25 protein-coding genes are annotated in these 23,668 nt (G+C 63.5%); 12 read left to right on the top strand and 13 right to left on the bottom strand.

Features of this window, described 5'->3' with window-relative positions; genetic code table 11:
• Positions 1–80: 80 nt before the first annotated feature.
• A complete protein-coding gene (locus NKH43_RS28235) occupies positions 81–893 on the top strand; it encodes a VOC family protein (protein WP_023717393.1) in 813 nt (270 codons plus the stop codon).
• 1 nt (position 894) lies between these two features.
• On the opposite strand, the gene NKH43_RS28230 is transcribed toward NKH43_RS28235, so the two are convergent.
• From NKH43_RS28230 to NKH43_RS28215, 4 genes are read right to left on the bottom strand one after another with little or no spacing between them, the layout of a single operon-like run.
• Positions 895–1,467 carry an RBBP9/YdeN family alpha/beta hydrolase gene (locus tag NKH43_RS28230; RefSeq protein ID WP_023717394.1) on the bottom strand — a complete coding sequence of 191 codons (573 nt, stop codon included), beginning with the start codon at positions 1,465–1,467 and terminating at the stop codon, positions 895–897.
• Positions 1,467–2,774 carry an adenylosuccinate lyase gene (gene purB / locus NKH43_RS28225; RefSeq protein WP_023717395.1) on the bottom strand — a complete coding sequence of 436 codons (1,308 nt, stop codon included), beginning with the start codon at positions 2,772–2,774 and terminating at the stop codon, positions 1,467–1,469. The genes NKH43_RS28230 and purB overlap by 1 nt, the downstream gene beginning before the upstream one ends.
• 59 nt (positions 2,775–2,833) lie before the next feature.
• Positions 2,834–3,334, bottom strand: a complete 501-nt coding sequence (locus NKH43_RS28220) for a hypothetical protein (RefSeq protein ID WP_031193518.1) — start codon at positions 3,332–3,334, stop codon at positions 2,834–2,836.
• 11 nt (positions 3,335–3,345) lie between these two features.
• Positions 3,346–4,071: a DUF2259 domain-containing protein gene (locus NKH43_RS28215; protein WP_352481168.1), complete on the bottom strand. Its 726-nt coding sequence runs from the start codon at positions 4,069–4,071 to the stop codon at positions 3,346–3,348.
• 248 nt (positions 4,072–4,319) lie between these two features.
• On the opposite strand from NKH43_RS28215, the gene NKH43_RS28210 reads away from it, so the two are divergent.
• Positions 4,320–4,574, top strand: coding sequence for a DUF2171 domain-containing protein (locus tag NKH43_RS28210; protein WP_254817658.1), 255 nt, complete (start codon positions 4,320–4,322; stop codon positions 4,572–4,574).
• 46 nt (positions 4,575–4,620) lie between these two features.
• Here NKH43_RS28210 and NKH43_RS28205 read toward each other — a convergent pair whose 3' ends face one another.
• Together NKH43_RS28205 and NKH43_RS28200 are read right to left on the bottom strand one after the other, a co-directional pair.
• Complete coding sequence (locus NKH43_RS28205) at positions 4,621–5,640, bottom strand: P1 family peptidase (RefSeq protein ID WP_352481167.1); 1,020 nt, start codon at positions 5,638–5,640, stop codon at positions 4,621–4,623.
• Positions 5,640–6,713: a branched-chain amino acid ABC transporter substrate-binding protein gene (locus NKH43_RS28200; RefSeq protein WP_352860918.1), complete on the bottom strand. Its 1,074-nt coding sequence runs from the start codon at positions 6,711–6,713 to the stop codon at positions 5,640–5,642. Before NKH43_RS28200 ends, NKH43_RS28205 begins: the two co-directional genes overlap by 1 nt.
• A gap of 180 nt (positions 6,714–6,893) precedes the next feature.
• On the opposite strand from NKH43_RS28200, the gene NKH43_RS28195 reads away from it, so the two are divergent.
• From NKH43_RS28195 to NKH43_RS28165, 7 genes are read left to right on the top strand one after another with little or no spacing between them, the layout of a single operon-like run.
• Complete coding sequence (locus NKH43_RS28195) at positions 6,894–7,388, top strand: flavin reductase (RefSeq protein WP_023717402.1); 495 nt, start codon at positions 6,894–6,896, stop codon at positions 7,386–7,388.
• A 31-nt stretch (positions 7,389–7,419) separates the two neighbouring features.
• Positions 7,420–8,349, top strand: coding sequence for an AAA family ATPase (locus NKH43_RS28190; RefSeq protein ID WP_352495809.1), 930 nt, complete (start codon positions 7,420–7,422; stop codon positions 8,347–8,349).
• A 4-nt stretch (positions 8,350–8,353) separates the two neighbouring features.
• On the top strand, positions 8,354–9,598 hold the full coding sequence (locus NKH43_RS28185) for a vWA domain-containing protein (RefSeq protein WP_352860916.1): 1,245 nt from the start codon (positions 8,354–8,356) through the stop codon (positions 9,596–9,598).
• A gap of 25 nt (positions 9,599–9,623) precedes the next feature.
• Positions 9,624–9,962: an XdhC family protein gene (locus tag NKH43_RS28180; RefSeq protein ID WP_023717405.1), complete on the top strand. Its 339-nt coding sequence runs from the start codon at positions 9,624–9,626 to the stop codon at positions 9,960–9,962.
• Positions 9,963–9,968: 6 nt separating this feature from the next.
• Complete coding sequence (locus NKH43_RS28175; RefSeq protein ID WP_352481162.1) at positions 9,969–10,673, top strand: XdhC family protein; 705 nt, start codon at positions 9,969–9,971, stop codon at positions 10,671–10,673.
• Positions 10,670–12,280 (top strand): NTP transferase domain-containing protein, encoded by a 1,611-nt coding sequence (locus tag NKH43_RS28170; RefSeq protein ID WP_352495811.1) that lies wholly within the window; start codon positions 10,670–10,672, stop codon positions 12,278–12,280. Before NKH43_RS28175 ends, NKH43_RS28170 begins: the two co-directional genes overlap by 4 nt.
• Before the next feature lie 32 nt (positions 12,281–12,312).
• Positions 12,313–13,230 (top strand): alpha/beta hydrolase, encoded by a 918-nt coding sequence (locus NKH43_RS28165; protein WP_084642439.1) that lies wholly within the window; start codon positions 12,313–12,315, stop codon positions 13,228–13,230.
• On the opposite strand, the gene NKH43_RS28160 is transcribed toward NKH43_RS28165, so the two are convergent.
• Positions 13,227–14,258, bottom strand: a complete 1,032-nt coding sequence (locus NKH43_RS28160) for a DUF1176 domain-containing protein (protein WP_352860914.1) — start codon at positions 14,256–14,258, stop codon at positions 13,227–13,229. The two genes, NKH43_RS28165 and NKH43_RS28160, sit on opposite strands and share 4 nt — an antisense overlap.
• 123 nt (positions 14,259–14,381) lie before the next feature.
• On the opposite strand from NKH43_RS28160, the gene NKH43_RS28155 reads away from it, so the two are divergent.
• Positions 14,382–14,888: a DUF1993 domain-containing protein gene (locus tag NKH43_RS28155; RefSeq protein WP_023717410.1), complete on the top strand. Its 507-nt coding sequence runs from the start codon at positions 14,382–14,384 to the stop codon at positions 14,886–14,888.
• A 52-nt stretch (positions 14,889–14,940) separates the two neighbouring features.
• On the opposite strand, the gene NKH43_RS28150 is transcribed toward NKH43_RS28155, so the two are convergent.
• Positions 14,941–15,105 carry a hypothetical protein gene (locus NKH43_RS28150; RefSeq protein ID WP_023674744.1) on the bottom strand — a complete coding sequence of 55 codons (165 nt, stop codon included), beginning with the start codon at positions 15,103–15,105 and terminating at the stop codon, positions 14,941–14,943.
• A 385-nt stretch (positions 15,106–15,490) separates the two neighbouring features.
• Here NKH43_RS28150 and NKH43_RS28145 point away from each other — a divergent pair, with 385 nt between their 5' ends.
• On the top strand, positions 15,491–16,558 hold the full coding sequence (locus NKH43_RS28145) for an aldo/keto reductase (protein ID WP_023717412.1): 1,068 nt from the start codon (positions 15,491–15,493) through the stop codon (positions 16,556–16,558).
• A gap of 48 nt (positions 16,559–16,606) precedes the next feature.
• Positions 16,607–17,872 carry a cysteine desulfurase-like protein gene (locus tag NKH43_RS28140; protein WP_352860913.1) on the top strand — a complete coding sequence of 422 codons (1,266 nt, stop codon included), beginning with the start codon at positions 16,607–16,609 and terminating at the stop codon, positions 17,870–17,872.
• 18 nt (positions 17,873–17,890) lie between these two features.
• Here NKH43_RS28140 and NKH43_RS28135 read toward each other — a convergent pair whose 3' ends face one another.
• The 5 genes from NKH43_RS28135 to NKH43_RS28115 form a co-directional block, all read right to left on the bottom strand.
• Positions 17,891–18,922: a histone deacetylase family protein gene (locus NKH43_RS28135; protein WP_352860911.1), complete on the bottom strand. Its 1,032-nt coding sequence runs from the start codon at positions 18,920–18,922 to the stop codon at positions 17,891–17,893.
• On the bottom strand, positions 18,919–19,428 hold the full coding sequence (locus tag NKH43_RS28130) for a GNAT family N-acetyltransferase (RefSeq protein WP_352495812.1): 510 nt from the start codon (positions 19,426–19,428) through the stop codon (positions 18,919–18,921). Before NKH43_RS28130 ends, NKH43_RS28135 begins: the two co-directional genes overlap by 4 nt.
• A gap of 193 nt (positions 19,429–19,621) precedes the next feature.
• The gene (gene kce, locus NKH43_RS28125) at positions 19,622–20,551 is read right to left on the bottom strand and encodes a 3,5-dioxohexanoate:acetyl-CoA acetone transferase (RefSeq protein WP_023717415.1); all 930 of its coding nucleotides are present in this window, start codon (positions 20,549–20,551) and stop codon (positions 19,622–19,624) included.
• Between the two features lie 10 nt (positions 20,552–20,561).
• Positions 20,562–21,929 carry an aminotransferase family protein gene (locus tag NKH43_RS28120; RefSeq protein WP_352860909.1) on the bottom strand — a complete coding sequence of 456 codons (1,368 nt, stop codon included), beginning with the start codon at positions 21,927–21,929 and terminating at the stop codon, positions 20,562–20,564.
• A gap of 1 nt (position 21,930) precedes the next feature.
• The gene (locus NKH43_RS28115; RefSeq protein ID WP_352481156.1) at positions 21,931–23,571 is read right to left on the bottom strand and encodes a N,N-dimethylformamidase beta subunit family domain-containing protein; all 1,641 of its coding nucleotides are present in this window, start codon (positions 23,569–23,571) and stop codon (positions 21,931–21,933) included.
• Positions 23,572–23,668 lie beyond the last annotated feature (97 nt).

The following is a 23,668-nucleotide window of genomic DNA, read 5'->3' as shown; positions in this document are numbered from 1 at the left end:
CGGACACGGCGTAGAATGATTGATGGCGCCGGGTTCCTCTGTTGGAAGCTTGTCGAGCGCCGCCTGAACGGAGCACTTTGATGAGCGAACTGCCTTTTGCCGCGACGACCCCGGTCAGCGTTGCCCGCGTCGGCTTGCGGGCGCGCCATGCAGAAAATCTCGCTGCCTACTATCGCAAAGTCGTCGGTTTGCAGGAACTGAGCCGCTCCGGCGGCACGATCACGCTCGGCGCAGTCAATCGTCCTTTGCTCGACATCGAAGCGGATCCGGCTGCGAAACCGGATGACCCGCGCAGCGCCGGTCTTTTCCACACCGCCTTCCTACTACCCAGTCGGGCCGATCTCGGCCGCTGGATCAATCACGCCATCGCCGGCAAGATTGGCATCGAGGGCGCGTCCGATCATCTGGTCAGCGAGGCGCTTTATCTGACCGACCCGGAAGGCAACGGCATCGAGATCTATGCCGACCGCCGTCCGCAGGACTGGAAATGGAACGGCGACAAGATCGCGATGGCGACGGAGCGGCTGAACATCCCTTCGGTGGTTGCCGAAGTGCCGGCCGGCGACACCGGCTGGCAGGGCGCGCCGGAAAACAGCATTATCGGCCACGTCCATTTGCGGGTCGGCAGGCCGGAAGAAGCCGAAGCATGGTGGCACCAGGAGTTCGGTTTCGACACGGTGGCAAAATATGGTGGCGCGGCGGTGTTCCTGTCGTCCGGCGGCTATCATCACCACATTGGCGCAAATGCGTGGCAGAGCCCGGGTGCCGGTCGCCGAGATCCCTCCCGCTCCGGCCTGGCCTGGGTCGAGATGCGTTCGGACAATGCCGCGAGCGACACTACCCGCGAGGATCCGTGGGGCACAGTGATAAGGACGGTTCCCGGTAAGGCGTAGGCTAGAGGTTAGCCTTCTCGAGTAAGCGTCCTAGCATCAGCAGGCCCGCTGGCCATACGCCCAGGCGGGCCTCGTTTCCCATATGGCCGAGATCGCCGGCATCGGCGATATCCGCGCCCCAGGCTGCGGCAAAAGCGGTCGCCTTGTCGAAGGTGACGCGCGGGTCGCTGCGGCTCGCCACCACCAATGCCGGGAAGGGCAGGCGCTTCAGCGGCATCGGCGCGAACGGGCGCACCGCGTCGAATGAGGGATCGGTATCCTCGACATTGGTCGCGGCGACCAGGAACGCCGCCGCGACCTTGTCGAGCTGGCTTTGACTGGCCCCGGAAGCCCACTTCACCGCCGTCGCCACTGCCAGCGAATGTGCAAGCAGCACGATGCGGCGCGGTGCGGCGGCCACCGCAGCATCCACCTGGCCGATCCAGTCTTCAGGCTTCGGCCGGTCCCACTCTGCCTGCAGCACGCGGCTCGAATTGGGGAGCACCCTGCACCAATGCGACATCCAATGATCCGGTCCGGAATTGCCGCGGCCGGGCAGGGCAAGAAAATCGAAATCTCCGGCCGCCGAAATCATCAGGCTTCTCCGAACACTCGGCTGAAGATCGTGTCGACATGCTTGGTATGATAGCCCAAGTCGAATTTCTCGCGGATCTCGGCCTCAGGCAGGGCTGCAACAACGTCCTTGTCGGCCAAAAGTTCCTCAAGGAAATCAGCGCCTTGCTCCCACACCTTCATGGCATTGCGCTGCACCAGCCGGTAGGCTTCCTCACGCGAAATGCCGGCTTGCGTCAGCGCCAGCAGCACGCGCTGCGAATGCACGAGGCCGCGGAACTTGTTCATGTTCTTCAGCATGTTGTCGGGGTAGACCAGCAGTTTGTCGATGACGCTGGTCAGCCGTGACAGCGCGAAATCGAGCGTCACCGTCGCGTCGGGCCCGATCATGCGCTCGACCGACGAGTGCGAGATGTCGCGCTCGTGCCACAGCGCCACATTCTCCATTGCCGGCAGCGCGAAGGAGCGCACCATGCGAGCAAGGCCGGTGAGGTTCTCGGTCAGCACCGGGTTGCGCTTGTGCGGCATCGCCGACGAGCCCTTTTGTCCGGGCGAAAAATACTCCTCCGCCTCCAGTACCTCGGTGCGCTGCAGATGGCGCATCTCGATCGCCAGCCGCTCGATCGACGAGGCGATGACGCCGAGCGTGGCGAAGAACATCGCATGGCGGTCGCGCGGGATCACCTGCGTCGACACCGGCTCGGGCTTCAGCCCAAGTTTCTTGGCCACGTACTCTTCGACATAGGGGTCGATATTGGCGAAGGTGCCGACCGCACCCGAGATGGCGCAGGTGGCGATGTCCTCGCGTGCGTGCACCAGCCTCTCGCGGCAGCGCGAGAATTCGGCATAGGCCTGCGCCAGCTTGACGCCGAAAGTGGTCGGCTCGGCATGGATGCCGTGGCTGCGGCCGATGGTAATCGTATCCTTGTGCTCGAAGGCGCGGCGCTTGAGCGCCGCAAGCAGCCCGTCAATGTCGGCCAGGAGGATGTCGCTGGCCCGGGTGAGCTGCACGGCAAAACAGGTGTCGAGAACGTCGGAGGATGTCATGCCCTGATGGATGAAGCGGGCATCCGGCCCGACGAATTCGGCAAGATGGGTGAGAAAGGCGATGACGTCGTGCTTGGTGACGCGTTCGATCTCGTCGATGGCTTCGACATCGAATTTCGCCGCCCCGCCTTTCTCCCAAATGGTCTTGGCGGCCTCCTTCGGGATGACGCCGAGCTCGGCCAATGCGTCGCAGGCGTAGGCCTCGATCTCGAACCAGATGCGGAACCGGGTTTCGGGCGACCAGATGGCCACCATTTCCGGCCGGGAGTAGCGAGGGATCATCAGTCGGTCCTGACTTGCAAGAGCATTTGCCCGCGTCCTAACAGAGGCAAGCAAAATGCTCAACGTTGCTGGCGCGCAAACCAGACACTGGCGACAGCCAGCGCAATGAAACCGAGCGGAAAATACAGCCGGATGCCGAGGACGACGAACTGGTAGAGCGCCGTCAACATCGTGAACACGAACTGGAAAACCCAGGTGATGGTGAGCGCGGGCGCATGCCATTGGACATAGTAGGAGCGGTATTGCAGCCCAAAGAGGCCGCCGGTGAAGGCGATAGTCACGGTGAGAAGGCAGACGAAGGCGGCAGCGAGGGCGATCTCCCAGTTGCGTCCGAGGGAGACGAGTCGCGCCAGAAACAGCCCAACCGGGAAGGCCAGCGCGCCGCCGGCAGCATAAAGCAGCGAGACGAAGCGGACCTTCGCCGGGGTCTCCCAATCGTACAGCTGCAGATTGAGCAGCGCGCTGGCGCCCATCGCCATGGCCCACAACAAGGCACCGACAAAAGCGGTGCGCAGCGGCGGCAAGGAGCGGCGGAGACGGCGCAGAGCGCGATAGCGCATGGCGGGGAACGTCACAGGCGACCGGTTACCGCGATCCAGCGATAGTCCGGCCCTTCGAAGCCGTATTGGCGCACCGCGATCAGCACGGCATAGGCGCTGAGGCTATCCAGTGAAAATGTCTGGACCGCGCCGATCTGGTGCCCATTCGGACAGCCGCGGCTTTGCGGGATTGATTTGTCCTCGTGAATAATCCTCGTCTGGCCGCCGTCCTTCGCCTCGATGCGCAGCAGGCGAAAGCCGTTGATCTCGCCCTGGCTCTGGCAGCGTTCGGTGTCATTCATGCCGATCTGGTCGAGCCGGAACTCGAGCGGATCGTCGACCGGCGAAAAGATCGGGCGCGGATTGACCACCATGCGGAAGGGATCGGCAGAAAGCTCGGTCACCGGGTTGAAGCCGGCGGTGATGCCGCGATTTGCCGTGAGTTCCGCCTGACTGACGATCGCTTCGCCCTTTTGCCGAGCCTGCAGCCGCGCTGCGTCCACCATGGCATTCTCGTCTTCGAGCCGGACTCGGATCGGCGATCCCTTGAGAAAACTGTCGTCGGCCGTGTCGATGTAATAGCGGTTGGCATACGGGAATCCCGATCCGTCCTGGACGCCATATTCTTCGAAGGCGAAGATGCCGCGGTCACGGCTGAAGCCGAGGATCTCAAGCTCGGCGACATCGCCTGCGTAGGCAGCGACCGAAGTTGCAAGCTGGGCGAACAGGCAGACGGCAAACAGGGCAAGATTTCGCATGGGGCTTTCCGTTCAGGCAGTCGACGTCGTTAAATTCCCTATCACGATGCTGTCAAAAGATCGTGCTAACTGAAACACGAAGTCGATGCATCCAATCCGGCTGTCGTTTGTTATTGTCGGCAGCTTCACCGCATCGTGCCTTCCGAAAATCAGAATCGATTTTCGGAAGGGCACGATGCATTGATTCAAAATGTTTAGAGCATCCTTTGCGCGTCCAAAGGACGCGCGGCGCCCTAAGGGAGACCCCCATGACCGATGCAGCCAAGATCCGCGAACGTATGGAAGTGATCGGCGCCGACGGCGTCCATGTCGGCACCGTCGACAAGGTCGACGGGGATCGCATCAAGCTGACCAAGCGCGACAGCGGCGAGGGCGCTCACAGGGGCCATCACCACTTCATTCCTCTCAGCCTCGTCGCCGAGGTCGAGGGCCAGAAGGTGCGCCTGTCGGCAAACTCGGATGTTGCGGTCACGTTCGAGGAAGAAAAATCCGACCCCACCTGATCATAGTCCAGTCTGACTACTGCTCACCGAATGAGCGTCGGCGCGTTCAGCGCGACGACCAGACCGGGAAGAGATCGCCCTCGGCCGGCGTCGCGGCAAAGACGCCGCGGCTGATGGCGCGCGCCATCGTCGCGCCGGCAGCTGCGTAGAGATCGATTGCATCGTTGGGCCCGAGCTCGATGCCGCTCTTGCCCGTTGCCAGCGCGAAGACCAGATCGCCGTCGGCGGGCGTGTGCGTCGGCCAAATGGCACGGACAAAGCCGTCATGCGCTGATATCGCCAGGCGTTTGGCGGCGGCCTTGGTGAGGACCGCATCAGTGGCGATCACGGCGATGGTCGTGTTGGCGCCGGTTTCCGCCTGCTCTGCGGCATGCTTGTCACGGAACTTCAGCAGGATCTTTCTGGCACCGTCAGGCATCGGGTGGGGATAGCCTAAGCCGCCGAACTCGTCGCCGATCTCGAACGGTGCCGCCCAGAAATGGCGGGTCCCGGCGACCGTCACCGAGCCGGTCGGGTTGACGGCGGCGAGCGCGCCGATGGTGACGCCGCTGTCCAGCATTGTCGAGGCCGAGCCGAGCCCGCCCTTCAGACCGGAGCTCAGCGCGCCGGCACCCGCGCCGGCGGTGCCGAGCGCAAAGTCTATCGCGGCGGCTTGCGCGGCTTCGTAGCCGAGGTCGCGGTAAGGCGGATACCGGCCCCAATCCTTGTCGCCGCCATTGCGCAGGTCGAACAGGATCGCCGCCGGCACGATCGGCACGCGAAAGCCGCCGACCTCGACGCCGATGCCTCTTTCGCGCAATGCCGCCTGTACCCCCGACGCGGCGTCGAGGCCAAAGGCCGAACCGCCCGAAAGCACCACGGCGTGGATGGCATGGATTGAATTGTGCGGCTCGAGCAGGTCGGTTTCGCGGGTGCCCGGCGCACCGCCCAGGATTTGCACGCCGGCCACGGCCGGTTCGTCGCAGATGACGGTGGTCACACCGGATTTCAGCTTGGCATTCGCCGCATTGCCAACCCGCAAGCCGGCAACGTCGGTGATGAGATTGCGCGGACCGGTATGGAACATTATTGGCTCTCCGCCCGCACGAAACGGCCGCCGTCGAAACGGTAGGCGCGATAAGGATTTTGCGTCAGGTCGCCTTTCTCGTCAAAGCGGATCGGCCCGATCGCCGTAGTGAAGTCATGTCCAGTAAGCAGGTCAGCCAGGCTTTTGCCGGAGGTTTCGGAAGCCGCAAAGGCCTCGCGGGCGATCTCGACCGCGGCATAGGCGGGAAGCGTATAACCATCCGGCACGATGTTTTGTGCGACAAAGCTTTGCAGCACCTTGGGGTCGGCGACGTCAACCCATTCGGGCGGCGCGATCATTAGCGTGCCGACGGCGTAAGGCACGTCGCCGAGCGGCGCGCGCAGCGCTTCACCGCCGGCAAACACCATGCCGGTATCGAGCTGGCCGGCGTCGCGGCCCATAATGGCGACATCATCGCCGTCACCGCCGGCAAAGACATGCGTTGCGCCGGCTTTCTTCAGTCGGCCGATCAGGCCGATCTGGTTGTCGAGCTGCGGCCGGAACGTGTCGACGAACACTGGCTTCAATGCCGCCTGCTCGGCGGCAGACCGAAACGTCTCGGCCATTTCGCGGCCATAGATCGTGCCATCGTCGACGATAGCGAACAGCTCGTTCTGCCATAGGCGGGTGAGGGTGGCGGCGACGGCATTGCGCTCGTCGTCGCTGCGCGGCCCGAGACGATAGATCGGCCATCCCGTCTTGGCGCGCCGGTCGGTCAGGCTTTCCGTGCGCACGCCGACGGTGATCACCGGGATGTCGGCATCCTTGAGGATCGGCAGAGCCGCCTCGATTGCGTCGGTGCACAGAAAACCGATGACGACCTTGACCTTGGCCGCGGCGAATTCCCGCGCGGCGGCAACGCCGCCAGCGGCCGTGCAGGCGTCATCGATCGTCCTGATCTCGGTATCACTCGCTTCAGCCGCCATTGTCGCGCCTGCCTCGATCTGTTTGCCGAGGATCGCCGACGGCCCCGACAAAGGCGCCGCGACGCCGATCAGCAGCGTCTCGGCACTCGCACTACCGGCGAGCGAGAGCCAGGCCAGCACCGCTATCGTGGTTGTCCAAGGTCGCATGCGAGCGAAGAATTCCTCCGCGCCGATCGCGTGTTTTGCCGGCGCCAATGCCGTCAAGACCTAAAGGCTGGCCAGCTTTGGCGCAACACGCGAATTCGGGATATAGCTCAAGCACTTCGCTTGTGGCATGCAATATGCGGTCATATATAACGGCTGGTTCTGACTCACGGAAAATCATCGGTGCTGAAGAAGAATGAAATCGGGCCGCAGGCCTACCGCGACGCTATGGCCCATTTTGCCGGCCATGTGCATGTGGTCACCACTGATGGCCCGGCGGGCAAGCGTGGCGCGACGGTGATCGCGGCCTGCTCGGTGTCGGACACGCCGCCGACCATCCTGGTCTGCCTCAATCGTGAAAATCCCAAGAACGAGCCGTTTGTGAAAAACGGCAAATTTGCCCTGAACACGCTGGCTTCGGATCAGGAGCCGCTGTCGATCGGCTTTTCCGGCATCACCGGCCTGCCGGTCGAGGAGCGTTTCGCATTGGCCGAATGGGACGTCATCTCGACCGGTGCGCCGACGTTGAAGGGCGCGCTTGCCGTCTTCGACTGCGAGCTGATCGACACCAAGGATTTGGCCACTCATCGTGTGCTTTTTGGCAAGGTGACAGGCCTGCGCACCGGCGATAATTTGCGGCCGCTGATCTATCACGACCGCAGCTACCACGCTCTGTAGAGGCTTTGATGGCCGCGTCCATGGAGATCAAATGACCGAGCTGAAATCGCGCCCCGTGCCGCGGACCATCGACGAGACGCTCGATCTGTTGACCGGTGCGGATTATGTGGCGGACCGGTCGCTGGCGACTGTGCTGTTTTTGTCGCTGCGCATGAAGCGTCCGCTGTTCCTTGAGGGTGAGGCGGGCGTCGGCAAGACCGAGATCGCCAAGGTGCTGGCCGAGGCCCTTGGCCGTAGGCTGATCCGCCTGCAATGCTATGAAGGGCTCGATGTCTCGTCTGCCGTCTACGAGTGGAACTACGCCGCGCAGATGATCGAAATCCGCATGGAGGAGGCGGCCGGCAAGGTCGACCGCTCCGACATGGAACGCAACGTCTTTTCCGAAAAGTATCTGATCCGCCGCCCGGTGCTCGATGCGCTGACTGGCAAGGCGGGCGCCGCACCGGTGTTCCTGATCGACGAACTCGACCGCACCGACGAGGCCTTCGAGGCATTCCTGCTCGAAATCCTTTCCGATTTCCAGGTGACGGTGCCCGAACTCGGCACCATCAAGGCGGAGGAGCCGCCGATCGTCATCATCACCACCAACCGCACGCGCGAAATCCACGACGCGCTGAAGCGGCGCTGCCTTTATCACTGGGTCGATTATCCCAATGCCGAGCGCGAGCTTGAGATCGTCCGCCGAAAGGTGCCGCAGGCCAACAGCCGGCTTTCGGCCGAGGTCGTTTCATTCATCCAGAAGCTGCGTCAGATCGAGCTGTTCAAGGTGCCCGGCGTCGCCGAGACCATTGACTGGGCCGGCGCGCTGACCGAACTCGACAAGGTGGCGTTGGACCCTGAGACGGTTTCCGACACGATTGGCGTGCTGCTGAAATACCAGGACGATATTGCCCGCATCGGTGAGGGCGAAGGCCGGCGCATCCTCAACGAGGTCAAGGCCGAGCTGTCGGCGGCGGAGTAGGGCGATGCCGCGTGCGGAACCCAAAGAGGCAACGGCGGACGGGCGGATCGCCGACAACGTCGTCTATTTCTCCCGCACCTTGCGCAAGGCCGGTATGCGTGTCGGACCGGCCTCGGTCAAAGACGCCATCGAGGCAGTGCTCGCTGCCGGCATCGGCTCGCGTGACGATTTCTACTGGACGCTGCACGCCGTGCTGGTCTCGAGGCACGAAGATCACGCCACCTTCGACGAGACCTTCCGGCTGTTCTGGAAGTCGCACGAGCTGATCGAAAAGATGCTGGCGATCTTTTCGCCGATCGCTCCCGACAACAAAGGGAAGCAAAAACCCCGCGCGGCCGAGAACCGCGTCAGCCAGGCGATGTTCGAGGGTCACCAGAAGAACCAGCCGGCGCAGGAAGTTCCCGAGATCGAGGTCGACGCGCGCTTCACCTTCTCCGGCAACGAGGTGCTGAGAGGCAAGGATTTTGCCCAGATGAGCGCCGCCGAGATGGCCGACGCCAAGATAGCGATCGCCCAGTTGCGGCTGCCCGTCGACATGGTTCGGACGCGGCGTTTCAAAGCCGATGCGCATGGCCGCCGTATCGATCCGCGCGCCATGATGCGCTCGGCTGCGCGCACCGGCGGCGAGTTGATCCTGCCTAAATTCCGCTCGCCCCGCGAAGTCCATCCGCCGCTGGTGGTGCTTGCCGACATTTCCGGTTCTATGAGCCAGTACACGCGGATCTTCCTGCATTTCCTGCATGCGCTGACGGAAAAGCGCCGGCGCGTGCACGCCTTCGTCTTCGGCACCAGGCTTACCAATCTGACCCGTCAGATGCGGCATCGCGATCCCGATGCCGCACTCGCCGACTGTTCTGCCGCGGTAAAGGACTGGTCGGGCGGCACGCGCATCGGCGATACGCTGGCAGAATTCAACCGTTTTTGGTCGCGCCGCGTGCTGGGGCAAGGCGCGGTGGTACTGCTGATCACCGATGGGCTGGAGCGCGACGAGGTCGCCGGCCTGTCGGAGGAAATGGAACGGCTGCATAAATCCTGCCGGCGGCTGATCTGGCTGAACCCGCTGCTGCGCTTCGACGGCTTCGAGGCGCGCGCCCGCGGCGTCAGGGCGATGCTGCCGCATGTCGACGAATTCCGTTCGGTGCACAATCTCGACGCGCTCGCCGATCTCTGTGCGTCGCTGGACAAGAATTCGGTGCGTTCGGTCGACCCGCGCCGGTGGATCCAGGCTGGCGCGAAGCGCGTCGCATAACCACATGTCTCCCAGGGAGAAAATCATGGAACACAGTGTCTATCTCGATGAAGCCCGCGACCCGCTGATCATCGCGGAGGGCTGGATGAAGGACGGCAAGGACGTCGCCATTGCCACCGTGGTCGAAACCTGGGGTTCGGCACCGCGGCCGGTCGGTAGCCATCTGGTCATCGACACCGAAGGCAATTTCCATGGCTCCGTTTCGGGCGGCTGCGTCGAAGGCGCAGTGGTGACCGAAGCAATCGACGTCATCGATAGCGGCAAGGCGAAGATGCTGGAGTTCGGGGTCGCCGATGAGACTGCGTGGCAGGTCGGCCTGTCCTGTGGCGGCCGCATCAAGGTCTATGTCGAAAGATTGGGCTGATTGTCGATGGATCCTTACGCGCTGAAGACACTCAACGCCGAACGTCGTGCCCGCCGCGCGGCGATTTTGGTAACCGATCTTGGTGACGGCCGGGACCGTATCGTGCGCGAGGGCGACCAGGTTGCCGGCGAACTCGGGGCAGCCATCGCCAAGGCATTCCGCACCGGCAATTCCGGGTCGGTCGAAGCTGAGGGACGGGCCTTCTTCCTCAACGCACATCTGCCGCAGCCACGCCTGGTGGTGATCGGCGCCGTCCACATCAGCCAGGCGCTTGCACCGATGGCCAGGATCGCCGGCTATCCCGTCGAGATCATCGATCCGCGCACGGCGTTTGCCACGTCCGACCGCTTTCCCGACATCGCGCTGCATGCCGAATGGCCGGAGGATGTCCTGAAGCGTCAGCCGCTCGACGGCTATACCGCGCTGGCTGCCCTCACTCATGATCCGAAGATCGACGATTTCGCGCTGAAGGCGGCGCTCGACGCCAACTGCTTCTATGTCGGGGCGCTTGGCAGTCGCAAGACCCATGCGAAACGCGTCGAACGCTTGCTGGCCTTGGGCGCGACCGCCGACCAGATCGCCCGCATTCATGCACCGATCGGCCTCGACATTGGGGCTGCCAGCCCGGCCGAGATCGCCGTCGCGGTGTTGGCGCAAGCGATCCACGCCTTTCGCTCTCGCGGCCTCGAATCCAAAGGCGCGGTCGCGTGAAATTTGGTCCCGTTCCGATCGATGCGGCCGAAGGGGCAGTGCTGGCGCACGCCACCACAGCCGGAGAGCGCCGCTTCCGCAAGGCGCACAGGCTAAGCGCCGAGGATGTGTCCCTGTTGAAGGCCTCCGGGATTTCCGAGGTCGTCGCGGCGGTGTTGGCGCCCGATGATCTCAGCGAGGATGCCGCGGCCGAAAAGCTCGCCGCATATATGATCCATCGCAACATCGAGGCGAAGCGCGCTGCGACCGGCAGGGTCAACCTCCACGCGCAGGCTGCCGGCATATTCACCGTCGACGCGGCGATGATCGACGCCATCAATGCCGTCGATCCGACGATTACCATCGCCACGCTGGCGCAGCATGCGCCGGTCGAAAAAGGTCAGATGGTTGCGACGGTGAAAATCATTCCGTTTGCGGTCGCCTTCGCTTTGGTCGATGCGGTGGCAAGGATCTGCGCCGAGGGCGAGATTTTTGCGGTCAACGCCTATCAGCCGGTGCGCGTCGGCCTCATCCAGACGGTGCTGCCCGGCATCAAGCCGAGCGTGCTCGACAAGACGCTGCGCGTCACCGAAGCGCGCCTGGCGCGTTCGGGCAGCCGGCTGACGACGGAGCGTCGAACCCCGCATGAGGTCAGCCCCGTCGCCGAGGCTGCCGCCTCGCTGATCCGCGACAACGATATGGTGGTGATCTTCGGCGCCTCGGCGATGGCCGATTTCGGCGACGTCGTGCCCGCCGCCATCGAAAGGGCAAGCGGCACCGTCATTCGCGCCGGCATGCCGGTCGATCCTGGCAATCTGCTGGTGCTCGGCAATCTAGGCGGCAAGCGCATCATCGGTGCGCCCGGTTGCGCCCGTAGCCCCAAGGAGAACGGCTTCGACTGGGTGCTCGACCGGCTGATTGCTGGTCTCGACGTGACCGCCAGGGATATTGCCGGCATGGGCGTTGGCGGGCTGCTGATGGAAATTCCGACGCGGCCGCAGCCGCGCGAGCCGCTGCCGGCCAAAGCAGAACCAAGGGTCGAGACGGTGCTTCTGGCGGCCGGCCGCTCCAGCCGCATGAGCGGGCCGAACAAGCTTTTGGCGCTGTTCGACGGCAAGCCCCTGGTCCGCCGCACCGCCGAACGCGCGGTCGGTTCGAAAGCCGCGGCCACCATCGTCGTCACCGGCCACGAGCGCGAGCGCGTGCGCAGCGCACTGTCGGGCATGGATGTGACCTTCGCCGACAATCCGGATTTCGCCGAGGGTCTGTCTTCGTCGCTGAAGGCAGGCATCGCCAAGGTTTCTGGCGACGCCGCCGGCGCCCTGATCGTCCTCGGCGATATGCCGGGCGTCGCCTCGGCCGACCTCGACAGGCTGATCGAGGCGTTCCGCAAGTCCGAAGGGCGATCGGTGGTGCGCGCCTCTCATAATGGCCGGCGCGGCAACCCGGTGCTGCTGCCGCGCTCGCTGTTCGCCGCCATCGCTCACCTCGAAGGCGATACCGGTGCCCGTCATCTGGTCGAGGCCGAAGGGCTCGACGTCATCGATGTCGAGATCGGCGAAGGGGCGGCCGTCGATGTCGACACGCGCGAGGCGCTGGAAAGCGCCGGCGGCGTGCTGCAGGATTGACAAACCGAAGCCGAAAAACGCATGGCTGCGGGATGGCCTTTCGTTCTTGCTTCCGGTTCCGCTTGCCCCCCTCTGGCCTCCCGGCCCTGCTGATCGCGATTTTTTTGTCGCTCTCTTGTGCCGCCTACGCCAACGCTCTCGAACTCAAACCCTTCAAGGATGATCTGTTCGCCTATCCGGCGACGCTCTCATCCGAAAACAACGGCGCCTATACGGTCATCGACTATCGTGAGTTGCGCGACATCAACGCCCGTGACGAAGTGCCTGAGCGTCGTGTGCACGCGCAATACACCGATACCGGCGTGCGCAAGGTGCAGCAGGATCTGTTGCTGAAGACCGACGCTGGAGATGTCCGCCACATTGCCGTCGGCAAAGTCGGGGGCGCCAGCATCATCGTGCTTTACCTGCACGGGCAGGGCGGCAGCCGTAAGCAGGGCACCGACGACATCACCTTTGGCGGCAATTTCAACCGCATCAAGAACCTGATGGCCGGCAATGGCGGCCTCTATCTGTCGCCGGATTTTTCCGACTTCGGCGACACCGGTGCCGCCCAGATCGCTGCGTTGATCGGCCACTATGCCGAGCAGTCGCCGGGCGCAAAAATCTTCGTCGCCTGTGGCTCGATGGGCGGTTCGTTATGCTGGAAGCTGGCCGATCGCAAGGACACCGGCGGGCGCATCGACGGGCTGCTGCTGCTCGGCTCGCTGTGGGATGAGAGTTTCTTCTCAAGCCCCGCATTCAAGCGTCGTGTGCCGGTCTTCTTCGGCCAGGGTAGCAAGGACCCGGTGTTTCCAATCGAGAAACAGGAAGGCTTCTTCCGATCGATCCTAGCCAAATCGAGAACCTATCCGACCCGCTTCGTCCGTTTTGAAACTGGCACGCATGGCACGCCAATCCGCATGACCGACTGGCGGGGTACACTCAACTGGATGTTATCGAAGGCCCCCTAGGGCGCGGTGTTGTAGTCGACGACCGTCTGCGGATTTTCCTCGCCGTCGTAAGACGCGTCGACGTCGTACTGGACCAGGGAAAAATCGCCGTTGCGAAACAGATATGTCCCCGATGAAGAGGCATCGCCGATGCCACGCCATTTGTTGAACGTAGCGATCGTCTTGGTCTCTTCGTCGTAATCGGAATTGGTTGCCCAGCCGGAGGTCTGGAAGCCAACTATGGTCATGCCCAGCAGTTTGCCTTCGCTGTCGTTGTTTTCGTAGCGAATGTCCATTTCGGGTTCGGCGAACTGCAATTGCCTGACGCCGAGCACGTCGTCGCTCATGTAATAAATAGAGCTTTCGTTATAGGCCGCGGCCGAGCAGGAGAAGTGGAAAAGCCGCGTTTCCCTTTCGGGATCACTGGCAGCCGCATCCTTGTCTTTATACTGGATCGAGAAAATGTCCGGCTCGGTGCTTAGAAACTCCTTGTCACATTGGTCGCCATAGGTGGCGCCAAACGCCTTTTTGGCCTGCTCAAGCGCCGCGTCCTTCTTCGGCGGCGGCGGTCCTTCGCCGCAGCTTGCCGGCACGGCATCTTCGAAATCGGCCCTTGACGGTTTCAGCGCACCCTTGTCGATGAAGATCGGGCGAAATGGCGGTTCCTGGATCGAGGCGTTGATCTGTCGCAGCGTATAGCAGCCGGCAAAGACATTTTGGCTGCCGTCCTTGGCCGTCGCCCGAATGGCGACCGGAACGCTGTAATAGATACTGCCGGCAGCACCGTCTTCGGACACACCACCGGTTTTTACGTCGACCGTGTCGGTGCCGTCATAGCCTTTGACGAAGGAGTTGAAATCCTTGGCCGGCTTGGTGTCGCCGAAATAGTCCCAGGCGCGCGCGAATTCGTGCCGGCTGATGGCACTATAAAGCGACCGGATGACCGCTTCGGCATTCGACCTGTCGTCGATATAAGGCGCGTCTGCGGCGAGCGCCGATTGGCCGGCAAGAGAGATAAAAGCGGCCGTTGCGAAAAGGGCGCGTCTCATCGGGAACCTCCACTCGATGAAAAATCCTATCATATCGATTGCGGCGACGTGGTGACGCTTGAACAATCGCGTGCGAAAGCGCTACCTCTCGCCGTCGGCAGTCGGGCCGCGTGGAGATTTCTTGTGACCATATCAATGTATGAAGCATCCGTGCCGGTATTTTCGGCGAGGCTGAAGGCACTGGCCAACGTCCTGAGCATTGCCGAGCAAAATGCGGCTGACCGGAAGATCGATCCGCAGGTGTATCTCACGGCGAGGCTGGCGCCGGACATGTTCGCCCTGACCAGGCAGGTACAGATTGCCACCGATCACGCCAAGGGCGCGCCGTCGCGGCTGGCCGGGCGTGAGGTGCCAAAATACGAGGACAATGAGGCGAGCTTCGCCGATCTGCAGGCCCGCCTTAGCAAGACATTGGCTCATCTCGCGACATTTTCGGCGGCCGAATTCGATGGTTCAGATGACAGGATGGTCGAACTGAGGCTTGCGGGACGCGAGGTTTCGATGCCAGGAATGCAGTATCTGTTGCATGCCGCCATGCCCAATTTCTATTTCCACCTGACCACTGCCTATGACATCCTGCGCCACAACGGCGTGCCGTTGGGCAAGTCGATCTTCCTCGGATTGCGTTGAGATTCGCTCAGGAGATATCCCGGCCGCGCCGGGATATCTCGCGGTGCACTGTTTAGCGCAAGGACATTTCCCGGGCGATGCGTGGGAAATCGGCCGGCTTGACCCCGATATCGGCGCGATCGGCATTGCTCATCGAATGGAGTAGCGCCAGTGCCGCGCGATAGCGCAGCTGTTCCCGCGGACGCGGACGGGCGAACATTTCAGTGAAGAATCCCATGATTCAAGCCCCTCTATTGAAACCTCCGCGGCCTTCAATATAGGCGGATCATGACGATTGTGCAGTGCAGCATTCGCATGGCAGCCATGCTGCCCCGATCTTTTTTGACATAATTCGGCTGGTCCGGCGAAACTTCTGCGGCACTTCGACCGTATGCGTCAGTGCCGGCATTTGGCCGGTTTTTCCTCGCCATTCCTGGCGAACTTCCGGACTGCATGCACATGCAGTCCGGCTTTTTATTGGCCGTGGGGATAAACCCCGTTCGCCGGCATCCTGGGAAAGTCGCCTGGCCTGCCGGCGGCGGGCTTGGAAGCGGCCGGCGCTTTCCTGTATGCTATTGCTTCCTCCTCGCGCAGCCGCGCAAAATTCCCGCCGGAGAACCTCCATGCACAAACGCCGCCTCGGCCAGACCGATCTTTTCGTGTCGCAGATCTGCCTCGGCTCGATGACCTGGGGCCAGCAGAACACCGAGGCGGACGGTCACGCTCAGATGGATTTGGCGTTTGCGCGCGGCGTCAATTTCATCGACACCGCCGAACTCTATCCGATCCCGCCCAAGGCCGAGACGCAGGGCCGCACCGAGACAATCATCGGCAACTGGATGAAGGAGAAGCGCAATCGCGGCCAGGTGATCATCGCCTCGAAAGTGGTTGGCCGCACCGCCAACACCTGGTTTCGCGGCGACCGCCCGTCGAAGCTGGTGCGCGCCGACATCTTCGACGCTATTGATAAGTCACTCGCCAGGCTCAACACCGATTACATCGATCTCTACCAGATCCATTGGCCGGAACGCGACGTACCGTGGGGCGCCAATCCGAACCGCATCGGCGCCGTGCCGCGACGCTCCGATGCCGCCGGCGTGCCGGAGGGCGAGACGCCGATCGCCGAGACGCTTGGTGTGTTCGACGAGCTGGTGAAGGCCGGCAAGATCCGCCACTTCGGCCTGTCGAACGAGAATTCCTGGGGCGTCATGCGTTTCATTGCCGAAGCCGACAAGGGCCTCGGCCCGCGCGTCGTCTCGTTGCAGAACGCCTATAATTTCGTCAACCGCACCTTCGAGGTGAACCTTGCCGAAGTCTGCGAGCGCGAGCAGGTGTCGCTGCTTGCCTATTCGCCGCTGGCGCAAGGCTATTTGACCGGCAAATACGATCATGGCGCGCGGCCGCAGGGCTCGCGCTCGCAGTTGTTCAACCGCGGCCAGCGCTACGAGACGCCGAATGCTGCCGAAGTGCAGCTCGAATACAACCGGTTGGCGCGCACCTTCGGCATGGAGCCGGCCCTGTTTGCCAATGCCTATGTCTCGAACCGGCCCTTGGTCACTTCGAACATCATCGGTGCCACCACCATTTCGCAACTCGAAATGGCGCTCTCTTCCGCCAACGTGGTCTGGACCGAGGACATGCAGAAAGCCGTCGATGCGATCCACCAGCGCGTCGGCAATCCGTGCCCGTGAGGCGTCGAGACGTGATCGTCCGATGATCATAAGGGGAGGGGAACAGCCATGGACTTCCGGATCGACGCGGTGCGCGCAAAATTTCCGGCCTTGTCGCTGACCGACAAGGGCCGCAGGCGCATCTATCTCGACAATCCTGCCGGCACGCAGGTGCCGCAGGCGGTGGCGGACGCGGTGTCACGCTGCCTGCTGACCACCAATGCCAATCTCGGCGGCTTCTTCGAGACCACCATCGCGGCACAAGACATCGTCGACGAGGCCCATCTGGCGATGGCGGATTTCCTTGGCGCGGCAAGTCCGCGGGAAATCATCATCGGCGCCAACATGACGACGTTGACCTACCACATGTCGCGAACGCTTGGCCGTACGATGAAACCCGGCGACGAGATCATCCTCACCCGCATGGACCATGAGGGCAACATCTCACCCTGGCTGCAACTGGCTGAAGACCTTGGCCTTGTCGTGCGCTGGCTACCTTTCGACCAGCAGAGCTGGCAGATCGAGGAGGCGGCGCTCGCCGCGCTGCTTTCCGAGAGGACGCGGCTCATCGCGCTCAACTACGCCAGCAATCTCACCGGGTCGATCAACCGGGTGAAGGCGTTGACCCGCACTGCCAGGCAGGCCGGTGCGTTGGTCTACGTTGATGCCGTGCAGTTCGCCCCGCATGGCCTGATCGACGTCCAAAATCTCGGCTGTGATTTCCTGATCTGCTCGGCCTACAAGTTCTTCGGCCCACATATGGGAATTTTGTGGGGCAGGCTGGACGTCGTCGATGCGCTGAAGCCGTACAAATGCCGTTGCTCGTCCAATGCCTTGCCGGAGCGCTTCGAGCTCGGCACGCCGCAAATTGAATTGATGGCCGGCCTGTCGGCGGCGGTCGATTATCTTGCCGAGCTGGGCGCGGCGGCCGGCGATCAAGCATCGCGCCGCCAGAAAATAACCAAGGCCTTCGAATTGTCGATCGCTTACGAGAACCCGCTGGCGCAACGGCTGATCGACGGTCTGTCGGATATTGCCGGCCTGACCATCCACGGCATCACCGATCCGAAGCGGATCAATGAGCGCGTGCCGACGGTGTCCTTCACCGTCCAAGGCATCGTGCCGGAGGCGATCGTGCGGCAGATGAATGCGGAAAACATCTTCCTATGGTCCGGCCACAACTACGCCTGGGAGATTGTGCACCAGCTCGGCATTCCGGCCGACCAGGGCGTCGTGCGCATAGGCATCGCTCATTACAACACTTCAGCCGAGATCGACGAGACGCTGGAGAGTGTGCACCGCGTTGTCGCCATGCTGAGGCAGGAACGATCCTGAGCGCGCCGCGCGGGCCGATCATCGCTTGTGGGCGCCGCCAAAACCGGTGAGGAAGGCGGTGAGATTGTCGCCGAGCTCGTCGCAGAGATAGCCGCCTTCCTGGACGATGACTGTCGATAGGCCGAGACCGGCGATGGCCTCGCCAATGCGCGAGAAACCGGGCGTGCTCACCGACAGCCCACCGAACGGATCGCCCTCGAAGGCGTCGAGGCCGAGCGCCACCACCAGCGCTTCTGGCGCAAAGGCGCGGATACGCTGGAAAGCCACGTCCAGTGCTTCGACGAATGCGGCGTCGCCGGATTTGCGCGGCAGCGGCAGGTTGAGATTGTAGCCGAGGCCGGCGCCTTCGCCGCGCTCGTCGGCATGGCCCCAGAAAAACGGATAGAAGCGCACCGGGTCGGCATGCAGCGACACGGTGAGCACGTCCGGCCGGGCATAGAAGATGCCCTGCGTGCCATTGCCGTGATGCAGGTCGACGTCGAGGATCGCCACCCGCGCCGCTTGCTTGCGCAGAACCCGTGCGGCGACCGCCGAATTGTTGATGAAGCAGAAGCCGCCGGCGACCTCGGCAAAGGCGTGATGGCCGGGCGGACGGCAGAGCGCATAGGCTGAAGGCACGCCCGACATCACCGCCTCGGCTGCTTCAACCGCGCTCCAGGCGCTCCACAGTGCGCTCTGCCACGTCTCGCCGGAGATCGGGCAGGCGGTGTCGGCCATGTGGTAGCCGGCCTGGCCGACTGCCGAGGCAGGATAGGAGCCGTGCCGCGCGATCGGATGGATGTTGGGAATGACCTCGGCAGAGGCACCCTCGATGCGCTGCCAGCGCGCGAAGATATGCTGGAGGAAATCGAGATATTCGGGCGTATGCACCGCCGCAATCGGGCCGAGCCCGTGATCCCGCGGCCGTTCGATCGTGCAGCCGGCAGCCTTTGCGCCGGCTAGCAATCGCTCGACCCGTTCCGGCTTTTCCGGATTGGGCTGCGGCGCGCCGCTTGAGAGGAACGCCTTCGGGTCGTGGCGCTTCTGTTCTTCGGCATAGAAGGCTTTCATGTTGGCTCCTCCGGTGCATCGGCGAAGGCGAAAAAGGCGTCGCCGACGATCTTCTGCACCTGCTCGTAGCTCGACCAGGCAATGCCCAAACGTTCGTAAAAAGCCTTGGCGGTCTCGTTGTCGGTATCGACGGACAGCCTGAGATAGACGCCGCCTGCCTTCCGGCACTGCGCCGCCACCCGGCGCAGCAGGCGCTCGCCGATCCTGCGGCCGCGAAACCGGTCCTCGACGTAGAGGTCCTGCACATAGACGCCGGGTCGTCCCATCCATGTCGAGAAGATCGGAAAATGCAGGCAAAGCCCGGCAAATTCGCCGCCGACTTCGGCGATCAAGGTCGAGAAGGCAGGCTTTTCGCCAAAGCCATAGGTGCGGAGATCCGCAGCTGTCGAGGTGATCTCCTGATGTGCGCCGACATGCGCGCCGAGCCGTAGGAGTGCGGCGTGGATGGTTTCGACGTCCTCCACCCGGCCGGGGCGGATAAGCACGTTTGTGGATGGCGTACTCACGGCAGGCAGGGCGCCCAGGCACCCCCCTCTGTCCTGCCGGACATCTCCCCCTCAAGGGGGGAGATTGGATGTCGCGCCGGGTTTCGCCATTCACCAACGTTGCAGGGTGGGCAGCGAGATCGAAGCTGCCGATCTCTCCTCTTGAGGGGGAGATGGCCGGCAGGCCAGAGGGGGGTGTGCCGGAGCGCAACCATCAGAACGCCACACGGTCGCCGCCCTTGAGCGCCAGCATCTGCCGCGCCTCGGCCGGCGTCGCGACGTCCAGCGACAGCCCGTCGAGCACGCTGCGGATACGGCGGACCTGGTCGGCATTGGACTTGGCCAGTTGGCGCCCGTCGTAGAGGCTGTCCTCCAGCCCGACGCGAACGTTGCCGCCCATCGCCGCCGCAATCGAGATCATCGGCATCTGATGGCGTCCGGCGGCCAGCACCGAAAACTGGTAGCTGTCGCCGAACAGTTTGTCGGCGATGCGCTTCATGTGGATCAGGTTTTCGGGATCGGCGCCGATGCCACCGAGGATGCCGAACACGAACTGGATGAACAGCGGTCCCGACACCAGCCCGCGGTCGCGGAAATGCGCCAGCGAGTAGAGGTGGCCGACATCGTAGCACTCGAATTCAAAGCGCGTGCCGCATCCGCGCCCAAGCTTTTCGAGCACCGTCTCCATGTCGGCAAAGGTGTTCTTGAAGATCGTGTCGCGGGTCGCCTCGAGCAGCTTCGGCTCCCATTCGTGCTGCCACTCCCGCGGCCGCTCGAGCATGGGGAACAGCGCGAAATTCATCGAGCCCATGTTGAGCGAGCACATTTCCGGCTCCGCCCTGAGCGGGGCGGCCAACCGCTGGTCGAGCGTCATCAGCGAGGAGCCACCGGTGGTGATGTTGATCACTGCGTCGGTCGCCTGCTTGATGCGCGGCAGGAACTGCATGAACACCTCGGGGTCGGCGGTCGGCCTTCCATCCTTGGGGTCGCGGGCGTGAAGATGCAGGATCGAGGCACCGGCTTCGGCGGCGGCGATCGCGTCGGCGGCGATCTGGTCCGGCGTCACCGGCAGATGCGGCGACATCGATGGTGTGTGCACCGACCCGGTGACGGCGCAGGTGATAATGATTTTTCGCGGCGCCATGGTTCGCCCCTCAGCCTTCGACCGGCAGGTCGAGTTCACCGGCCAGCACTTCGAGCGAGTCGCCGATGATGGCTACGATCTCGCCGATCTGCGCGGCGGTGACGATCATCGGCGGCGCGACCATGAAATTGTCGCCGTCGACGCCGCCCTTGACCTTGCGTCCGTAGATGATCAGTCCGCGCTCATAGGCGAGGTCGAGCAGCCGCTGGGTGGCCTTCTTTGCCGGCTCGATCGGCCTCAGCGTATCTGGGTCGGCGACCATTTCGGCACCTGTGAGCAGGCCCTTGCCGCGGACGTCGGCGATGAACGGAAACCGCTTCGCCAATCCCTTCAGCTCGTCCATCAAAAGCTTGCCCATATCGGCCGCATTGGCGATCAGGCCGAGACGGTCCATCTCGCCGAGTACGGCGAGCCCGGCGGCGCAGGCGAGCGGGTTGCCGGCATAGGTATGGCCATGCTGGAAGCCGCCCGATGCGAGCAATGGCTGCACCAGCCGCATCGGTGCCGCCAGCGCGCCGAGCGGCGCGTAGCCCGAGCCCAGCCCCTTCGACAGCGCAACGATGTCGGGCTTGCAGTTCCAGTGGTCGCCGCCGAGGAATTTTCCGGTGCGACCGGCGCCGCTCATCACCTCGTCATGGATGAGCAGGATGCCGTAGCGATCGCAGATCTCGCGGATGCGCGGATAGTAGCTGTCCGGCGCCACCAGTGCTGCCGTGGCAGCGCCACCGACCGGCTCCATGATGAAGGCGAGCACGCTGTCCGGCCCCTCGGCGAGAATCTTCTCCTCCAGCATGTCGGCATAGCGGATGCCGCGCTGTTCCATCGAAAGATTGTCGCGGTCGCGCCAGGCGATGGGCGCCGGCACGGTCGGCATCACTTGCATCATCGGCGCAAATGTTTCGGCCAGCGCATCGTCGCCGGTGACGGCGAGCGCACCCAGCGTGCCGCCATGATAGGACGGAAAACGCGTGATCACCTTCCAGCGGCTGGGCTGGCCGGTGGCGACCGCCCATTGCCGCGCCAGCTTGACGCAGGATTCCGTTGCCTCCGAGCCGCCGGAGACGAAAAAGATGCGGTCCAGGCCCTCGGGGAGTTTGGCCGCCAGTTGCCGCGCGAGCTCCTCGGCCGGTTCGTTCTCGAAATGCAGGCGGTAGGCGAAGGTGGCGCGGTCCATCTGCCGTTTCATCGCGTCGAGCACGTTGCGGTTGGAGTGGCCGATATTGGCGACCATCGGCCCGCTCGATCCGTCGATGAAGCGGCGGCCATCCTGCGTCCACATGTAGATGCCTTCGGCGCGGTCGATCAGCGGCCGACGCAGGCTGGACAGATAAAACAGATGCGAGGCTTCGCGGGCTTCCGGGACAGGGGACTTCAGCATGTCATGGCTTTCCAAGATAGCGGTCGAGGACATTTCTGGTGACGCGCTCGACCATCGCGTCCTGCCTTAGCAGGCCGGCGACCCATTCGCAGCTTCCTGCGTGAAACACCTCGCCCTTGCCGCGCGGGAAATTGACGATCATGCCGTTGCCGCGTTTGACCTTGTCGAGATTGGCGTCGCTTGCCTCGCCGAACAGCGTTTCGGCGGTGAAGCGACCGTCCTCGTCGCCGAGGAACTGGTCCTCGAACGGAATGTCGGCGCTTTCCTCGACCTGGGCAGCCATGCCGACCGCGAGCACCTGCAGGCCGTCCGGTGCGCCGCTGTCGGGCGTGGGGTAGGGCAGGCCGCCGCGGATCTCGAAATCGAGCCCGTCGACCTCGTAGCCATAGACATGGCTGTCGGCGCCGAGCAGGTCGCCATAGTAGATGCCGGTGCCGGCAAACGCCCAATGCTCAGGCCGGTAGACCGGAAAGCCGCGTACGCCGCGCGGCGCGCAGCCGCCCCAGCCCGCATAGACGCCTCTTGTCGCATTGAGGCCGAAGGTCGCCGCACCCGGCCGGCCGATTTCCGGCGCTTCCCAGGAATTGGTGGCGCGCCTTATATCGCCGCCGCGATAGGCCGGGTCCTCTGCGCGAGCGCGGTATTTGTAGCAGACCTGCCGGCGGCCTTCGTCCTCCAGCCTGGTCTGCCACATGAAATTGCCGGCGAAGCGCGCCGCATGGCCGCCGCGCTCGACATAGGTGTCGACCGCATCGCGCATCTCCCAGGTCCAGTATTCGTCGTGGCCGACGAAGACGACGCAGTCGTAGCCGTCGAGAATGTCGGGCGAAAAATGCAGATCGTGCTGGCTGGCAAGATCGACGGCGTAGCCGGCACGCTCGGCGAAGCGGAAGAAATGGCTGTCATAGCTTGCCCAGCCGGACGAGGCGTATTTCTTCGAATGGCCGGTGGCAAACGCCCATTCCATATGCGGATAGCGCGGCACGGTTTTCGGCGGCACGGCGACTTCGAGCGGCACGCGCGGCGCGTCCCTGGGCAGCACGACGAAGCCGCGGCACCAAGGCCGCTGCGTCGACACCATTCGTGCATACTTGTCGCGGCCTGGCCCGGTGATGCCTTCGTAATGGTTGGAACCGCCCCATGTGTTGTAGGCGAGCCAGGTGCCGGTGGCCGCCACCTGCAGCACACGACCAAGCTTCTTGCCGGGCTGCGGCGCGACGATGAAAAGATGATGGCAGCGGATCGGGTTGCCGTCGCGAGCGTCGGCTTCAAGCGTGACGCGATAGGCACCGGACGGCCAGTCGTCGCCGATGCGAAATTCGAACGATGCTTGCCAGCCGCAGCCCTCGACCGAACACTGATCCGGCGTATCCTGCCAGCGCGCCGCGATACCGGCCTCCTCGAACGTCGTCACTTCCATGCCGCCGTCACGGACGACCACAATGCCGAAGCTGGCGGCCGTCGAGCTGACATGCAGCGCCACCATGTCGCCGGGGCGGTAGGAAAAACGATCGCTATAGCACCAGATCTCGCCGCGCCCGCCATCCATGCCCGGCCATTCCCAGTAATGGCTGCGCACCGCCTGGCGTCGCTGCTCCGGCGTCAGTCCGAAATCGGGAAACTCGGTCGGCAGATGGTTCATGGACACCGCTAAGGTCGAAAGGCCGCCATTTCGGCCATCCGCCGGCCAAGCGTCAATTGGAAACGATCGGGCCAGCCATCGCCGGGCTGCTCCCTTG

It is taken from the genome of Mesorhizobium sp. M1163 (assembly GCF_040318415.1).
GTDB lineage: Bacteria > Pseudomonadota > Alphaproteobacteria > Rhizobiales > Rhizobiaceae > Mesorhizobium.
The sequence above is the reverse complement of the archived record's forward strand: the minus strand, read 5'-3'. Positions and strand labels throughout refer to the sequence as shown.

Bases quoted from the DNA above. Each gene is read 5' to 3' on its own strand.
- NKH43_RS28175 (WP_352481162.1), top strand. From the start codon at position 9,969: ATGGATCCTTACGCGCTGAAGACACTCAACGCCGAACGTCGTGCCCGC.
- NKH43_RS28150 (WP_023674744.1), bottom strand. From the start codon at position 15,105: ATGGGATTCTTCACTGAAATGTTCGCCCGTCCGCGTCCGCGGGAACAG.
- NKH43_RS28235 (WP_023717393.1), top strand. From the start codon at position 81: ATGAGCGAACTGCCTTTTGCCGCGACGACCCCGGTCAGCGTTGCCCGC.
- NKH43_RS28115 (WP_352481156.1), bottom strand. From the start codon at position 23,571: ATGAACCATCTGCCGACCGAGTTTCCCGATTTCGGACTGACGCCGGAG.
- NKH43_RS28160 (WP_352860914.1), bottom strand. From the start codon at position 14,258: ATGAGACGCGCCCTTTTCGCAACGGCCGCTTTTATCTCTCTTGCCGGC.
- NKH43_RS28210 (WP_254817658.1), top strand. From the start codon at position 4,320: ATGACCGATGCAGCCAAGATCCGCGAACGTATGGAAGTGATCGGCGCC.
- NKH43_RS28165 (WP_084642439.1), top strand. From the start codon at position 12,313: ATGGCCTTTCGTTCTTGCTTCCGGTTCCGCTTGCCCCCCTCTGGCCTC.
- purB (WP_023717395.1), bottom strand. From the start codon at position 2,774: ATGATCCCTCGCTACTCCCGGCCGGAAATGGTGGCCATCTGGTCGCCC.
- NKH43_RS28190 (WP_352495809.1), top strand. From the start codon at position 7,420: ATGACCGAGCTGAAATCGCGCCCCGTGCCGCGGACCATCGACGAGACG.
- NKH43_RS28205 (WP_352481167.1), bottom strand. From the start codon at position 5,640: ATGTTCCATACCGGTCCGCGCAATCTCATCACCGACGTTGCCGGCTTG.
- NKH43_RS28120 (WP_352860909.1), bottom strand. From the start codon at position 21,929: ATGCTGAAGTCCCCTGTCCCGGAAGCCCGCGAAGCCTCGCATCTGTTT.
- NKH43_RS28135 (WP_352860911.1), bottom strand. From the start codon at position 18,922: ATGAAAGCCTTCTATGCCGAAGAACAGAAGCGCCACGACCCGAAGGCG.
- NKH43_RS28200 (WP_352860918.1), bottom strand. From the start codon at position 6,713: ATGCGACCTTGGACAACCACGATAGCGGTGCTGGCCTGGCTCTCGCTC.
- NKH43_RS28230 (WP_023717394.1), bottom strand. From the start codon at position 1,467: ATGATTTCGGCGGCCGGAGATTTCGATTTTCTTGCCCTGCCCGGCCGC.
- NKH43_RS28180 (WP_023717405.1), top strand. From the start codon at position 9,624: ATGGAACACAGTGTCTATCTCGATGAAGCCCGCGACCCGCTGATCATC.
- NKH43_RS28215 (WP_352481168.1), bottom strand. From the start codon at position 4,071: ATGCGAAATCTTGCCCTGTTTGCCGTCTGCCTGTTCGCCCAGCTTGCA.
- NKH43_RS28140 (WP_352860913.1), top strand. From the start codon at position 16,607: ATGGACTTCCGGATCGACGCGGTGCGCGCAAAATTTCCGGCCTTGTCG.
- NKH43_RS28220 (WP_031193518.1), bottom strand. From the start codon at position 3,334: ATGCGCTATCGCGCTCTGCGCCGTCTCCGCCGCTCCTTGCCGCCGCTG.
- NKH43_RS28145 (WP_023717412.1), top strand. From the start codon at position 15,491: ATGCACAAACGCCGCCTCGGCCAGACCGATCTTTTCGTGTCGCAGATC.
- NKH43_RS28185 (WP_352860916.1), top strand. From the start codon at position 8,354: ATGCCGCGTGCGGAACCCAAAGAGGCAACGGCGGACGGGCGGATCGCC.
- kce (WP_023717415.1), bottom strand. From the start codon at position 20,551: ATGGCGCCGCGAAAAATCATTATCACCTGCGCCGTCACCGGGTCGGTG.